This is a genomic window from Streptomyces sp. NPDC059452, from assembly GCF_042750035.1.
Lineage (GTDB): Bacteria > Actinomycetota > Actinomycetes > Streptomycetales > Streptomycetaceae > Streptomyces.
In genome coordinates, this window is the sequence record NZ_JBHYVE010000015.1 from 34,390 (window position 1) to 48,760 (window position 14,371).

At 74.8% G+C, this 14,371-nt stretch carries 14 protein-coding genes; 12 read left to right on the forward strand and 2 right to left on the reverse strand.

Annotation, left to right across the window (positions count from 1 at the left end):
- Positions 1-33: 33 nt before the first annotated feature.
- A complete protein-coding gene (locus tag ACFW9Z_RS20500) occupies positions 34-162 on the reverse strand; it encodes a hypothetical protein (protein ID WP_384643060.1) in 129 nt (42 codons plus the stop codon).
- Between the two features lie 339 nt (positions 163-501).
- Here ACFW9Z_RS20500 and ACFW9Z_RS20505 point away from each other — a divergent pair, with 339 nt between their 5' ends.
- The 3 genes from ACFW9Z_RS20505 to ACFW9Z_RS20515 all read left to right on the forward strand — a co-directional run bounded on the left by ACFW9Z_RS20505 (position 502) and on the right by ACFW9Z_RS20515 (position 6,208).
- Positions 502-1,425 carry an alpha/beta hydrolase gene (locus ACFW9Z_RS20505; RefSeq protein WP_384642665.1) on the forward strand — a complete coding sequence of 308 codons (924 nt, stop codon included), beginning with the start codon at positions 502-504 and terminating at the stop codon, positions 1,423-1,425.
- A 135-nt stretch (positions 1,426-1,560) separates the two neighbouring features.
- Positions 1,561-4,701: a LuxR C-terminal-related transcriptional regulator gene (locus ACFW9Z_RS20510; protein WP_384642667.1), complete on the forward strand. Its 3,141-nt coding sequence runs from the start codon at positions 1,561-1,563 to the stop codon at positions 4,699-4,701.
- Positions 4,702-4,882: 181 nt separating this feature from the next.
- A complete protein-coding gene (locus ACFW9Z_RS20515; protein ID WP_384642670.1) occupies positions 4,883-6,208 on the forward strand; it encodes a PucR family transcriptional regulator in 1,326 nt (441 codons plus the stop codon).
- A gap of 84 nt (positions 6,209-6,292) precedes the next feature.
- Here ACFW9Z_RS20515 and ACFW9Z_RS20520 read toward each other — a convergent pair whose 3' ends face one another.
- Complete coding sequence (locus ACFW9Z_RS20520) at positions 6,293-6,925, reverse strand: TIGR03085 family metal-binding protein (RefSeq protein ID WP_384642673.1); 633 nt, start codon at positions 6,923-6,925, stop codon at positions 6,293-6,295.
- An 84-nt stretch (positions 6,926-7,009) separates the two neighbouring features.
- Between ACFW9Z_RS20520 and hisI the strand changes: the two genes are divergently transcribed.
- The 9 genes from hisI (at position 7,010) to trpA (ending at position 14,371) form a co-directional block, all read left to right on the forward strand.
- Entirely contained in the window at positions 7,010-7,393 is a 384-nt protein-coding gene (gene hisI, locus ACFW9Z_RS20525) for a phosphoribosyl-AMP cyclohydrolase (RefSeq protein ID WP_384642676.1), read from the forward strand.
- Between the two features lie 11 nt (positions 7,394-7,404).
- Positions 7,405-8,898: an anthranilate synthase component I gene (locus tag ACFW9Z_RS20530; protein WP_384642678.1), complete on the forward strand. Its 1,494-nt coding sequence runs from the start codon at positions 7,405-7,407 to the stop codon at positions 8,896-8,898.
- 14 nt (positions 8,899-8,912) lie between these two features.
- The gene (locus ACFW9Z_RS20535; protein WP_384642681.1) at positions 8,913-9,593 is read left to right on the forward strand and encodes a TIGR02234 family membrane protein; all 681 of its coding nucleotides are present in this window, start codon (positions 8,913-8,915) and stop codon (positions 9,591-9,593) included.
- A gap of 119 nt (positions 9,594-9,712) precedes the next feature.
- Entirely contained in the window at positions 9,713-9,964 is a 252-nt protein-coding gene (locus ACFW9Z_RS20540) for an HGxxPAAW family protein (RefSeq protein ID WP_384642684.1), read from the forward strand.
- Between the two features lie 484 nt (positions 9,965-10,448).
- Positions 10,449-10,973 (forward strand): DUF2752 domain-containing protein, encoded by a 525-nt coding sequence (locus ACFW9Z_RS20545; protein WP_384642687.1) that lies wholly within the window; start codon positions 10,449-10,451, stop codon positions 10,971-10,973.
- A 115-nt stretch (positions 10,974-11,088) separates the two neighbouring features.
- Complete coding sequence (trpC, locus tag ACFW9Z_RS20550) at positions 11,089-11,898, forward strand: indole-3-glycerol phosphate synthase TrpC (RefSeq protein ID WP_010064524.1); 810 nt, start codon at positions 11,089-11,091, stop codon at positions 11,896-11,898.
- A 17-nt stretch (positions 11,899-11,915) separates the two neighbouring features.
- Complete coding sequence (trpM, locus tag ACFW9Z_RS20555) at positions 11,916-12,131, forward strand: tryptophan biosynthesis modulator TrpM (RefSeq protein ID WP_384642690.1); 216 nt, start codon at positions 11,916-11,918, stop codon at positions 12,129-12,131.
- A 144-nt stretch (positions 12,132-12,275) separates the two neighbouring features.
- The gene (trpB, locus tag ACFW9Z_RS20560; RefSeq protein WP_384642693.1) at positions 12,276-13,562 is read left to right on the forward strand and encodes a tryptophan synthase subunit beta; all 1,287 of its coding nucleotides are present in this window, start codon (positions 12,276-12,278) and stop codon (positions 13,560-13,562) included.
- The gene (trpA, locus tag ACFW9Z_RS20565) at positions 13,559-14,371 is read left to right on the forward strand and encodes a tryptophan synthase subunit alpha (protein ID WP_384642696.1); all 813 of its coding nucleotides are present in this window, start codon (positions 13,559-13,561) and stop codon (positions 14,369-14,371) included. Before trpB ends, trpA begins: the two co-directional genes overlap by 4 nt.

The following is a 14,371-nucleotide window of genomic DNA, read 5'->3' on the forward strand; positions in this document are numbered from 1 at the left end:
GTGTCACCGGTCTGTCCCTGCCTGGTACGGGGGTCAGCGCAGGATGCCCCGCCGGCAGGCGGCCGCCACCGCCCCGGCCCGGTCCTTCATCTCCAGCCCGCTGTGGATGTGGGTCAGATGTTTCTCGACGGTCGCCTCGCCGATGAACAGCTCACGGGCGATCGGCGGGGCGCGGGTAGCAGGCGGCGAACAGCCGGAGCGACTCGGCGACTGAGAGCCATGCCCCCACCGTGCCGGGCCGGGCCGGTCCGGGACGGGACATCACCCATCACGCTCGCAGGCAGTCAACCGATCGGCCGCACCCCTTACGCCCCCTGCCGCGCGGCCCGGTCCGCCGAGACCGGTGATACCGCCGATGCGCGAGCACGGGACAGACCGGAGAGTGGCGACCGCCGCCGGACGACGGCGGCAGCCACGCGGCGCACCCCGACAGCCCCCGGACGACGGGCTCGTGGGCCCCGCGTGGTGTGGTTCCCGCCACCACCGAGAGGATCCCCCCCCGTGCAGCACCTACCCTCCGGCACCGTCCCCCCGCCCCCGAGCCGCTCCCGCCGTACGTTCACCAGCCTGCTGACCGCCGCCGCGGCCACCGCAGGACTCCTGATGACCGCCCTGGCCCCGGGTGCCCAGGCCGCCGCCGCCAACCCCTACGAGCGCGGCCCGGCCCCCACCAACGCCTCCATCGAGGCGAGCCGGGGCTCGTACGCCACCTCCTCGACCTCCGTCTCCTCGCTGCTGGTGAGCGGGTTCGGCGGCGGCACCATCCACTACCCGACGTCCACCGCCGACGGCACCTTCGGCGCGGTCGTCATCTCGCCCGGCTTCACCGCCTACCAGTCCTCCATCGCCTGGCTCGGCCCGCGCCTCGCGTCACAGGGGTTCGTGGTCTTCACCATCGACACCAACACCACCCTCGACCAGCCCGACAGCAGGGGCCGCCAGCTCCTGTCCGCGCTGGACTACCTGACCCAGCGCAGCTCGGTACGGACCCGGGTCGACGCCACCCGGCTCGGCGTGATGGGCCACTCGATGGGCGGCGGGGGCTCCCTGGAGGCCGCCAAGAGCCGTACGTCCCTGAAGGCGGCGATCCCGCTGACCGGCTGGAACACCGACAAGACCTGGCCCGAACTGCGCACGCCCACCCTGGTGGTGGGGGCCGACGGCGACACGGTCGCCCCCGTCGCCACGCACTCCAAGCCCTTCTACCAGTCGCTGCCCGGGTCGCTGGACAAGGCGTACCTGGAGCTGCGCGGCGCCTCGCACTTCACGCCCAACACGTCCAACACCACGATCGCGAAGTACAGCCTTTCGTGGCTCAAGCGATTCATCGACAACGACACCCGCTACGAGCAGTTCCTCTGCCCGGTCCCGGGCCCGAGCACGACCATCGCGGAGTACCGGGGCACCTGCCCGCACTCCTCGTAGAGAGCCCCCTTCGGCGGCTCCGGCGCTGTGCCCGAGCACAGCGCCGGAGCCGTCCGGCTGGGAGCCCGCACCGCCCCGGCCGGGGGACCGGACGCACACCTTCCGCCGTCGGACCCCCGAACGTAACGTGCCGATGTGACCTCATCGACGACCGTGCGCAGTCCGCTCCGGCTGTACGGCCGCAGCGGTGAACTCGCCATCATGGACGGCATGTTGGCCCGGCTTCGGCGGGGTGACGGCGGGGCCCTCGTCCTGGCGGCGCCACCCGGCCTCGGCCGCAGCGCGCTGCTGCGCGAGGCCGCCGCCGCCCACCGCCCCAGGGGGCCGGTGCTGTACGCCACCGCGGCCCCCGCCGAACGCGGACTGCCCTTCAGCGGACTGCACGCCCTGCTCTGCTCGGCCCCGGGACCGCCGCCCGGGCCGCACCCCCCCTCCGGCCTCACTCCCGACGCGCTGCTCACCCGGCTACGGGAACTGGGTGCCGCCCGCCCGCTGCTGGTCTGCGCCGACGACGCCCACGCCTGGGACCCGGCCTCCCGCACCGCCCTCGGCTTCGCGGCCCGCAGACTCGGCGCGGGCAGCCGGGTCGCCGTCCTGATCACGTCCGACGACGGCCCCGCCTTCGCCGGACTCCCCGCCCTCCGGCTCGGCCCCCTGGACGAGGACGCGTCCGCCGCACTCCTGGACCGGCTCATGGGGGGCGGGGAGGGACCCGGCCTACGCGTGGGTACGGGGGGACTCGACCCCGTCGTCCGTGCCGAGCTTCTCCGGGAGGCGGCGGGCAATCCACGGCTCCTCGTCGGGCTCACCGGCCGCCTCACCCCGGACCAGCTCACCGGGCGCACCCCGCTGCCCTCTCCGCTGCCCGGCGCCGAGAGCGTGCTGGCCGCGCACGCGGACCGCCTGGACGGGCTCCCGGCGCACACCCGCGCGCTGCTCCTGCTGGCCGCCGCCGCCCAGGAGCACGAGCCTGCCGGTGCCGGGGCGGACGCCCTGCTCCTGCTGCGGGCGGGCACCCGGACCGGGCTGCCCCGGGACTTCCTGGACGGCGCGCTCTTCGGCCCCGCAGTGACCGGGGGCCTGCTCCAACGGGCAGGCAGTCGGGTCCACTTCAGCCACCCGCTGGTCTCCCGCGCCGTCCTGCACCACGCCCCGCCCGCCCGCCGCCGCGCCACCCACGAACTGCTCGCCGCCCTGCTGGCGGAGCCCGGCGAACGGCTCGGCCCGTCGGCTCCGCTGTCGATGGGGGCCGTCGGCTGCCTTGCTTCTTCGGCCTCGCTGTCGGCGGGGGCCGTCGGGTGCCTTGCTTCTTCGGCTCCGCTGTCGACGAGGGCCACCGGCCGCCCCGCCCCTTCGGCCCCGCTGCCGACGGGGTCCGGCGACCGGCCCGATTCCTCGGTCTCCCAGCCGACGGGGTCCGGCAACCGCCCCGCCCCTTCGGCTCCGCTGCCGACGGGGTCCGGTGGCCGGCCCGCCCCCTCGGTCTCCCGGCTCGTGCGCTCCGGCGGCGGCCGTTCCGCCCCGCTCGCCTCCCTCGTCCAGCGGGCCTGCGCGGCCCCCGGCCCGGACGCCGGGCTCGCCGCCCGGCTGGAGGCGGCGGCGACCGCCCCGTACCCGCGTGCCGAACGCTCCTCGGCCCTGGCCCGCGCCGCCGCGCTCACCGCCGACCGGGCCCTGCGCTCGGCCCGCTTCGCCGCGGCCGCCGAACAGGCCGCCCTCGCGGGCGACCCGGCCCTGGCCCGCGCCCTGCTCGCCCGGACCGCGTCCTCGGTGGGGGAGCCGGTCACCGGGCCTCCCGTACCCGGCCACGGCCTCGCCCCCTACGTCCACGGCCTCCTCGCCCTCCGCTCCGGCCCCGCCGCCGACGCCCACGAAGCCCTTCTTGCCGCCGCCGCGCTGCTCGGCCCGCACGACCCCCGGCGCACCCTCGACGCCCTCCTCGGTGCGGCCGAGGCGGCCTGGGTGATGGGCGACGCCCCCGGCTACCTGAAGGCCATGGGCCGCATCGACCCCACCCCGTACGACCGTGACTTCGCCTCCTACCGGGCCGGGATGTGCGCGGTGCTCGCCGGGCGCACGGCCGAGGGGCACGCGCTGCTCCGCCAGTGCCTGGACCCGGCGGACCCGGCGGACCCGGCGGACGGAGCGGACTCGGCCCACCGGCCCGAAGGCCCCGCCGACGCCTCCGCCCTCCTCCGCGCCGGGGTCGCCGCCCTCGTCCTCGGGGAGGTCGCCGCCGCCTGCCGGACCGGGGCGCGGGCGCTCGCCGCCGTACGGACCAGAGGGCCCGGTGCCCTGCTGCCGCAGGCCCTGGAACACCTCGCCTACGCCGAACTCCGGGCCGGTCGCCACGCCGGGGCCCGTGCCCACGCCCTGGAGGGCCTGCACGCGGCACGCCGTACCGGGCAGCCCAACAGCTCCGTCCACCTGCACGCCGTCCTCGCCCTCGCCGCCTCCGTGGAAGGGCCCGCCGAGGCCTGCGCCGCCCACTGCGACGCCGCGCTGGCCGGGGCGGGGCCGCACGGGCTCGCCCAGCCCGCGACCCTCGCCACCTGGGCCCGGGCCCGCGCCGACCTGGCCGCCGGGCGCCCCGAGGAGGCGGCCGCCCGGCTCGGCCCGCTGGTCCGCCCGGGACCCCGGCAGGGTCACTTCGCCGCGCGGATGCTCGCCGTGCCCTGCTACGTCGAGGCCGCCGTCCTCGCGGGACGGGGAGCCGAGGAGGCCGGGGAACTCCGCACCGCCGTGGCCGAGTTCGCCGGGTGGACCGGCCGGACCGCCGACCCCCAGGCCCCCGCCCAACTGGCCCGCTGCCGCGCCCTGCTGGCACCGACGGGGGAGGCCGATGCCCGGTACGCGGAGGCCCTCGCCCACCACGACCGGGCGGGCGGCGACTTCGAACGGGCCCGCACCCAGCTCCTTTACGGCCAGTGGCTGCGGCGCCGCCGGCGTACCCGCGAGGCGCGCACCCCGCTGCGCGACGCCCTGGTGGCCTTCCAGCGGTGCTCGGCCCGCGCCTGGGCCGAACGGGCGGGCGGCGAGCTGCGGGCGGCGGGGGAGCGGGGCAGGCCGGTGCGGCCCGCACCGGACGGGGCGCTCCGCGCGCTCACCCCGCAGCAGCAGCGCATCGCCCGCTGTGTCGCCGAAGGGGCCACCAACCGCGAGGTCGCGCTCCGGCTCTCGCTCAGCCCGCGCACGGTCGACCACCACCTCCGTAACGTCTTCGCCGCCCTCGGCATCCGCTCCCGCACCGAACTGGCCCGGCTGCTCGCTCCCTGAGCCGTGAACAGCGGGTGGTTGCAGGACCGTGATGACAAGTTCCGCGCAGACCCCTAGGTACCGACCGGGCGGTATGCCATTCTGCGGGCGTCAGGATCATTCGGCTGCGCTCGTGCCCTGCCGGGCCGGGTGCTCCGAGCCGGCCGATCGCTCAGCCGGCCGATTCCCGGTGGAGGCCGCCATGCCCCAGGTCGTACGTTCGCGGATCGCGGTGCCGGTGCCGCACGGCACCCACCCCGCGACGCCGTTGCCCCAGCGCTTCCGTTCCCTGGCCGACCGCGAGTCCGTGGAGGTGCTGCACCGGGCCGCCCGGATCCTCGTCGCCTCGCTCCCGGCGCTCACCGACCGGCTCGTCGAGGCCCTGTACGAGCAGGAGCCCGGCTACCGGGCGGCCATCGACTCCGACCGGGCCGAGGTCTGGCAGGAGGTCCACCACTCCCTGCGGCACAACGTCGGCTCGCTGATCCAGCCCCGGGAGTACCGCGAGGCCGCCCACCGCACCTCCCGCTGGATCGGCGAGATCCGCGCCGGACAGGGCGTCCCGCTCGACGCCGTCCTGCACGCCTTCCGGATGGGCGGCGCGATGGTCTGGCAGGACCTGGTGGACGAGACGGCCCGGCGCGACCCCGACGACGTACGGCTGCTCGTCCATGTCGCCGCCGATGTGTGGAACTTCGTCGACGAGCACTGCGGGATCGTCGCGGACGCCTACCGGCAGGCCGAACGGCGGCTGTCCTGGCGCCGCGAGAACCAGCAGCGGCTGATGGTCGCGGCGCTGCTCGACGGGACCGCCCGGATCGCGGACCTCCGCGAGGCGGCGGCCATGCTGGGGCTGCCGGAGCAGGGACGGTACGCCGTACTCGCGGTCGCCGCCGCCCCGCGCGGGCCGCAGCAGCCGGGGCCCACCGACCGGCTCCCTCTGCCGGTCCCGCTCCCGGGGACACTCCCGGGCGCCACCCCCCTCTGGCACACCGGACCCGACGCCGAGTTCGCCATCCTCCGGCTCACCGGCGAAGCGGGCGAGCCCGGCGAACTGCACGCCGTCGCCGCCGCGTTCGACGCCTCCGCCCGGACCCCCGCCGGCACCCGGGCGGGCATCGGCTCCGCCGTCGACGGCCTGGCCGCGCTCGGGGACGCCCGGCGGCTGGCGGAGACCGCGCTGCGGGCCTGTCCCGCCTCCGGGGGCACGGTGCTGCTCGACGAGCACCTCCCGGACGCCCTCGTCGTCTCCTCCCCGGCCCTCGGCTCCGCCCTGGCCGACCGGGTGCTCGGCCCGCTGGACCGGCTCGACCCCTCCGACCGGGACGTCATCCTGGAGACCCTGACGGCCTGGCTGGACGCGGACGGCTCGGCGCAGCGGGCGGGCGCGCGGCTCTACTGCCACCGCAACACCGTCCTCAACCGGCTGCGCCGCTTCGAACAGCTCACGGGCCGCTGTCTGACCCGCCCCCGGGACGCCGTGGAGGTCTCCCTCGCCCTGGCGGCCCGGCGGCTGCTGGGAACGTAGAAGCCACCCGGACGGTCACGCTTCCCGGTGCTTCCCGGTGCTTCCCGGTGCTCCCCGGCGGGCCGTTGGGGAGCCAGGAGAGCCCTACATCCCCAGCGCGGCCCGGTGCAGCCGGTCCACCGCGTCCTTCTCACCCTCCACCTGGACGTCCGCCGCGTCCTGCCGGCCGAACGCGAACAGCAGCAGCTCCGAGGGCTCCCCGGTCACCGTCACCACCGGGGCGCCCTTGTGGGCCACCGCCGTCCGGCCGTCCGGGCGGCGCAGCACCAGCCCCACCGGGGACTTGCGCCCCACCAGCCGGGCGGTCTTCTCGGTGTGCGACCAGAGCACATCGGCGAAGACCGGGTCCAGCTCGCGCCGCGACCAGTCCGGCTGGGCCCGGCGTACGTCTTCCGCGTGGACGAAGAACTCGACGGTGTTCGCCGCCTCGTCGATCTGCTTCAGGGACATCGGCGAGAACCGCGGCGGGCCCGTACGGATCAGCTGGATCAGCTCCTCGTACGGCTTCGCCGCGAACTCCGCCTGCACCCGCTCCAGCCGGTTCTTCAGGGCGGCGACCACCAGCCCGCCCGCCGCGTCGGCGCGGCGCTCACGGACCACCACATGGGCGGCCAGATCACGGGTCTTCCACCCCTCGCACAGGGTCAGGGCCTCGGGGCCCGCCGCTTCCAACAGATCGGCGAGCAGAAGACGTTCACGCTTCGCATGGGTCGACATGCCCGCCAGCGTACGGCCGTCACCCGGGGTCCGCCCAGTGGACGTCCGCCCGGGAAGCGGGCGTGGCCACGGCACAATGGGCCCATGACCAGCAGCACGCCCGGCCCCACGCCGCCCGCCAGCAGCCTCGACCCCGCCATCGCCGCCCGCCTCAAGCGCGGCGCCGACGGGCTGGTCCCGGCCATCGCCCAGCAGTACGACACCGGCGAGGTGCTGATGCTCGGCTGGATGGACGACGAGGCGCTGCACCGCACCCTCACCACGGGCCGCTGCACCTACTGGTCGCGCAGCCGCCAGGAGTACTGGGCCAAGGGCGACACCTCCGGCCACATCCAGCGGGTCAAGTCCGTCGCCCTGGACTGCGACGCCGACACCGTGCTGGTCAAGGTCGACCAGACCGGCGCCGCCTGCCACACGGGCGACCGCACCTGCTTCGACGCCGATGTCCTCCCGCTCCTCGACCAGTAAGGTCACCGGCCATGGATCTCGAAACCTTCCGCAAACTGGCCGTAGACCGGCGCGTCGTCCCCGTCAGCCGCCGCCTCCTCGCGGACGGCGACACCCCCGTCGGCCTGTACCGCAAGCTCGCCGCCGAGCGCCCCGGCACCTTCCTGCTGGAATCCGCGGAGAACGGCCGGACCTGGTCGCGCTACTCCTTCATCGGTGTCCGCAGCGACGCCACCCTCACCGCCCGCGACGGCTCGGCCCACTGGCTGGGCACCCCGCCCGTCGGCGTCCCGGTGGACGGCGACCCGCTGGAGGCCCTGCGCGCCACCGTCGAGACCCTGCACACCCCCCGCGACCTGGTGCACGACGCGGGGCTTCCGCCCTTCACCGGCGGCATGGTCGGCTACCTCGGCTACGACGTCGTCCGCCGCCTGGAGAAGATCGGCGAACACGGCGGCGACGACCTGAAGCTGCCCGAGCTGACCATGCTCCTCACCTCGGACCTCGCCGTCCTCGACCACCAGAACGGCACCGTCCTGCTGATCGCCAACGCGATCAACCACAACGACCTCTCCACCGGGGTCGACGAGGCGTACGCGGACGCCGTCGCCCGCCTCGACGCGATGGAGCAGGACCTGCGCCGCCCGGTCGAGAACGCCCCCGCCGTCCTGCCCCCCTCCGAGCTGCCGCCGTACACCGCGCTCTGGGGCGGCGAGGCCTACCAGGTGGCCGTGGAGGACATCAAGGAGCGCATCCGGGCCGGGGAGGCCTTCCAGGTCGTCCCCTCCCAGCGCTTCGAGACCCCGTGCACCGCGAGCGCCCTGGACGTCTACCGGGTGCTGCGGGCCACCAACCCGTCCCCGTACATGTATCTCTTCCGCTTCGACGGGTTCGACGTCGTCGGCTCCAGCCCCGAGGCCCTGGTCAAGGTCGAGGACGGCCGGGCCATGGTCCACCCGATCGCCGGGACCCGGCACCGGGGCGCCACCCCGCAGGAGGACCAGGCGCTCGCCGAGGAGCTGCTCGCCGACCCCAAGGAGCGCGCCGAACACCTGATGCTCGTCGACCTCGGCCGCAACGACCTGGGGCGGGTCTGCGAACCGGGCAGCGTGGAGGTCGTCGACTTCATGTCGATCGAGCGGTACTCCCACGTCATGCACATCGTCTCCACCGTCACCGGCCGCGTCACCGAGGACCGCACCGCCTTCGACGTCCTCACCGCCTGCTTCCCCGCGGGCACCCTCTCCGGCGCCCCCAAGCCGCGCGCGATGCAGATCATCGAGGAGCTGGAGCCGAGCCGCCGGGGGCTGTACGGGGGCTGCGTCGGCTACCTCGACTTCGCCGGGGACTCCGACACCGCCATCGCCATCCGGACCGCGCTGCTGCGTGACGGTACGGCGTACGTGCAGGCGGGCGCCGGTGTCGTCGCGGACTCGGACCCGGTCGCGGAGGACACCGAGTGCCGCAACAAGGCCGCCGCCGTCCTGCGCGCCGTCCATACCGCCAACCGGCTCCACGACCGCTGAGGCGGTAGGGGATAGTGGAACGCGTGAGTGCTGTCCCCGTACCCCAGCCCCGTGCCCGAACCGCTGACGACGTGCCCGACGCGTCTTCCGGAGCCGCGCCCGACTCCTCGGGCAGCCGGCGGTCCCTCGCGGCCGGGCTGCTTCTCGGCGCGGCCGGTGCGACCGTCGTCCTCCTGGCCTCCGGCCGGACCTGGGCCGAGGGCCGGGCGGCGACCGGCGGCGGAGCCCTGCCGCTGACCGCCGACGGCCAGGACGTCACCGGGGTCCCGGCCGCCCTGGCGATCGTCGGTCTGGCCGCCCTCGTCGCGGTCTTCGCCGTCCGTGGCGCGGGCCGCCGCATCGTCGCCGCCCTGCTCGCGCTCAGCGGCCTCGGGGCCGGGATCAGCGCCTGGGCGGGCGCCTCCGACCGGGCGGCCCTGGACGAGGAGGCCGCCCGCGCCACGGGTGACACGGCGGCCACCATCGACGCCCTCACCCACACCGCCTGGCCGTACGTCACCGCCGCCGGGGGCCTGCTGATCCTCCTCGCCGGGCTCCTCGCCCTGCGCTTCGGCAGCCGCTGGCCCACGATGTCGGGCCGCTACGAGCGCGACGGCACCCCGCGCCCCCGCAAGGCACCCCGCACCGCCCCCGACCCGGACCGGCCCGAGGAGCTGTGGAAGGCCCTGGACCGGGGCGAGGACCCGACGGGCTAGACACTCCCGACGGGTGACCCCCCGCTCACCTCCTGTGGTCCCGTGCGGGACAATGGAGGTGAGCCGTCGAGCGACAGCTACAGCGATACCCACAGCGCAACACCAACAGGGAGCAACTCATGGCGGGCAGCAGCCACGGACACACCCCGGCCGCCTGGACCGGTGTCATCATCGCCTTCATCGGCTTCTGCGTCGCAGGCGTCTTCATGGTGGCCAACAACCACCTCGGTTTCTGGGCCGGTATCGTCGTCATCTTCCTCGGCGGCATCGTCGGTTACGCCATGAAGCTCGCCGGTTTCGGCATGCCGAAGGAGTCCGCCGAACTGGTGGAGGCCCGGGCGCGCGCCGGAGAGGCCCAGATCTCGCGCTGACCCGGAGGCGGCCCGGCCGGGCGGCCGACACGAAGAAAGGCGCAGCCCCAACCGGGCTGCGTCTTTCCGTATGAACGGGGACAATCACCGGGTGGACGCCTCCCCAACCCCCGCCGCCGCCCAGCCCCCGGACCCGGCCCCGGGTCCCGGTCCCGGTGACCAGGACCGCCCCGAAGCCGCGCCCCAGGGCGTCGGCCCCTGGAACATGCCCCTGACGGTCTGCCCGACCCCGGACATGGCCCGCCCCACTCCAGCCGTTCCGCCATCTGGCGACGAAACCCTGGCCACTCCAGCCGGTTCGGCATCCGGGGACGAAACCCTGGCCACTTCAGCCGGTCTGGTATCCGGGGACGAAACCCTGGCCACTTCAGCCGGTCTGGTATCCGGGCACGGAACCCTCGCCACTTCAGCCGTTCCGGTGTCCGGGGACGGAACCCTCGCCACTCCAGCCCGTCCGGCGTTTGAGGACGGAACCCTCGCCGGGGTGGGCCCGGCGCTCACAGGCCCCTCGGGCGAGGAACCCTCGCAGCCCCCCGGCCCCCACGGCCACGGTTCCGTCCTCAAACGCCGGACGGGCTGGATCGGCAGCCGCACGGGCCCGGAAGGGCCCCGGAAGGGGTGGAAGGGCCTCGCCACCCCCCTCGGCACCCTCGCCGCCGTCGCGGGAGCCTTCGCGTACGTCGGGGCCGTCGACCCCAACGAGCCCGGGCACTACCCCGTCTGCCCGCTGCTCAGGGCGACCGGCACGTTCTGCCCCGGCTGCGGCGGGCTCCGCAGTGCCCACGCGTTCATCCACGGCGACCTCGGCGCCGCGTTCTCCGCCAACGCGGTCGCCGTCGTCGGCTACTTCCTCTTCGCCGCCGTCTGGGCCCTCTGGCTGGTCCGCTCCTGGCGCGGGCAGCCGATGCGGATCGCGCTGGCACCCGTCTGGTGGTGGGGCCTGGGCGCCGCCCTGCTGATCTTCTCCGTGGTCCGGAACCTGCCGTTCGGGTCGGCACTGGCGCCCTGACTGCCCAGGGAGTGGGACGCGGCGTGGCCTGATGCGGGCCCCGGGGCCTCCTGCGGATACCATCGGTATGGCTGATCCTGTTCACCGTCAACCGTCCCGGAAGGGGGCCGCTCGCGTGAGTGTGCTCGACGAGATCATCGACGGCGTACGCGCCGACCTCGCGGAGCGGCAGGCGCGCGTCAGCCTCGACGAGCTGAAGGAGCGCGCCGCCCGCGCCCCCCAGGCCAAGGACGGAGTCGCCGCCCTGCGCGGCGAGGGCGTCACCGTCATCTGCGAGGTCAAGCGCTCGTCCCCGTCCAAGGGGGCCCTGGCCGCCATCGCGGACCCCGCCGCGCTCGCCGCCGACTACGAGGCGGGCGGCGCGTCCGTCATCTCGGTCCTCACCGAGGAGCGCCGCTTCGGCGGTTCGCTCGCGGACCTGGAGGCCGTCCGCGCCAAGGTCGACACCCCGATCCTGCGCAAGGACTTCATCGTCACCTCGTACCAGCTGTGGGAGGCCCGGGCGTACGGCGCCGACCTCGCCCTGCTGATCGTCGCCGCCCTCGACCAGGAGGCCCTGGTCTCCCTCATCGAGCGCGCCGAGTCGATCGGGCTCACCCCGCTCGTCGAGGCGCACGACGAGGAGGAGGCCGAGCGCGCCGTGGACGCCGGAGCCAAGATCATCGGCGTCAACGCGCGCAACCTGAAGGACCTCAAGGTCGACCGCTCCACCTTCGAGCGCGTCGCCCCCGAGATCCCCGACCACATCGTCAAGGTCGCCGAGTCCGGCGTCCGGGGCCCGCACGACCTGATCGCGTACGCCAACGCGGGCGCCGACGCCGTCCTGGTCGGCGAGTCCCTGGTCACCGGCCGCGACCCGCGCGCCGCCGTCGCCGACCTGGTCGCCGCGGGCGCCCACCCGGCGCTCCGCCACGGCCGCGGCTGACCGGGAGCCTCACGACCATGACCGACCGCCGCCCCGTGCCCCGCACCCGGCCGGGCCTGCGCCCCGCCGGGGCTCCGGCCCGGGACCCGCACGCCCCGCTGGCGCGCGGGTGCAGGCCGCGCGGCTGCCGCGCCCCCGCCCGGCGCGTCCACGGACGGCGTGTGCGGTACGTGATCGGGGACGAGCCCGGCCAGGTCAACGGGATGCGATGGCGCCCGGGGTCCGCGCTGTAGGCGAGCCCCGGCCGACGTACCGCAGGAACCCCTTCTCGTACGTACGACCGCACCACCGCGACCGCACGCCGGTCCCGGTGGCGCTCGCTGCTCCGCGCATACGGTGAACCCACCCGTTGCCATGCACTCCAAGGAGCATGTCGCATGACGTCCGAATTCTTCATTCCGGACCCCGAGGGTCTGATCCCCAGCGCCGAGGGCTACTTCGGCGCGTACGGTGGCAAGTTCATCCCGGAGGCGCTCGTCGCCGCCGTGGACGAGGTCGCCGTCGAGTACGACAAGGCCAAGTCCGACCCGGAGTTCGCCGCCGAGCTCAACGAGCTGATGGTCAACTACACCGGCCGCCCCAGCGCGCTGACCGAGGTCCCGCGCTTCGCCGAACACGCGGGCGGCGCCCGGGTCTTCCTCAAGCGCGAGGACTTGAACCACACCGGCTCACACAAGATCAACAACGTGCTCGGCCAGGCGCTCCTCACCAAGCGCATGGGCAAGACGCGGGTCATCGCGGAGACCGGCGCCGGCCAGCACGGGGTCGCCACCGCCACCGCCTGCGCCCTCTTCGGCCTCGACTGCACCATCTACATGGGCGAGATCGACACCGAACGCCAGGCGCTGAACGTGGCCAGGATGCGGATGCTCGGCGCCGAGGTCGTCGCCGTGAAGTCCGGCAGCCGGACCCTGAAGGACGCCATCAACGAGGCGTTCCGCGACTGGGTCGCCAACGTGGACCGTACGCACTACCTCTTCGGTACGGTCGCGGGTCCGCACCCCTTCCCGGCGATGGTCCGCGACTTCCACCGCGTCATCGGCGTCGAGGCCCGCCGTCAGCTCCTGGAGCGGACCGGCCGCCTCCCGGACGCGGCCGTCGCCTGTGTCGGCGGCGGCTCCAACGCCATCGGCCTCTTCCACGCCTTCCTTCCGGACGCCGACGTCCGCCTGGTCGGCTGCGAGCCCGCCGGGCACGGTGTGGAGACCGGTGAGCACGCGGCCACGCTGACGGCGGGGGAGCCGGGCATCCTGCACGGCTCGCGGTCGTACGTGCTCCAGGACGACGAGGGCCAGATCACCGAGCCGTACTCCATCTCGGCGGGCCTGGACTACCCGGGCATCGGCCCCGAGCACTCCTACCTCAAGGACATCGGGCGCGGCGAGTACCGGGCGGTCACCGACGACGCGGCCATGCAGGCCCTGCGTCTGCTCTCGCGCACCGAGGGCATCATCCCGGCCATCGAGAGCGCCCACGCGCTCGCCGGTGCGCTGGAGCTGGGCAAGGAGCTCGGCAAGGACGGGCTGATCCTCATCAACCTCTCCGGCCGGGGCGACAAGGACATGGACACCGCCGCCCGCTACTTCGGGCTGTACGACACCGACGCCGCCGTCGAGGCGGACGCGGACAGCGACCGTGCCGAGATCGTGGGGGACGCCAAGTGAGCGGCAACATCGAGCTGTTGAGCACCACCCTCGCCGCCGCCAAGGCCGAGGACCGGGCGGCGCTCATCGCCTACCTCCCGGCCGGCTTCCCGACCGTCGACGGCGGCATCGAGGCGGTCAAGGCCGTCATCGCGGGCGGCGCGGACGTGGTCGAGATCGGGCTGCCGCACAGTGACCCGGTGCTCGACGGACCGGTCATCCAGACCGCCGACGACATCGCCCTGCGCGGCGGGGTCCGCATCGCCGACGTGATGCGTACGGTCCGTGAGGCGTACGAGGCCACCGGGGTGCCGATCCTGGTCATGACGTACTGGAACCCCATCGACCGGTACGGCGTCGAGCGCTTCACCGCCGAACTGGCCGAGGCGGGCGGCGCCGGGTGCATCCTGCCCGACCTGCCGGTCCAGGAGTCCGCGCTGTGGCGTGAGCACGCCGACAAGCACGGCCTCGCCACCGTCTTCGTCGTCGCCCCCAGCAGCCAGGACGCGCGCCTGGCCACCATCACGGCGGCGGGCAGCGGCTTCGTCTACGCGGCCTCCCTGATGGGCGTCACCGGAACCCGCGCCTCCGTCGGTGCCCAGGCCCAGGAGCTGGTGGGACGCACCCGTGCCACCACCGACCTTCCGGTCTGTGTCGGCCTCGGGGTCTCCAACGCGGAGCAGGCCACCGAGGTCGCCGGATTCGCCGACGGCGTGATCGTCGGCTCGGCCTTCGTCAAGGCGATCCTGGACGCCCCCGACGAGGCCGCCGGTCTCGCCGCCGTACGCTCGCTCGCGGGCGAGCTGGCGCAAGGCGTTCGAAAGCGCTGA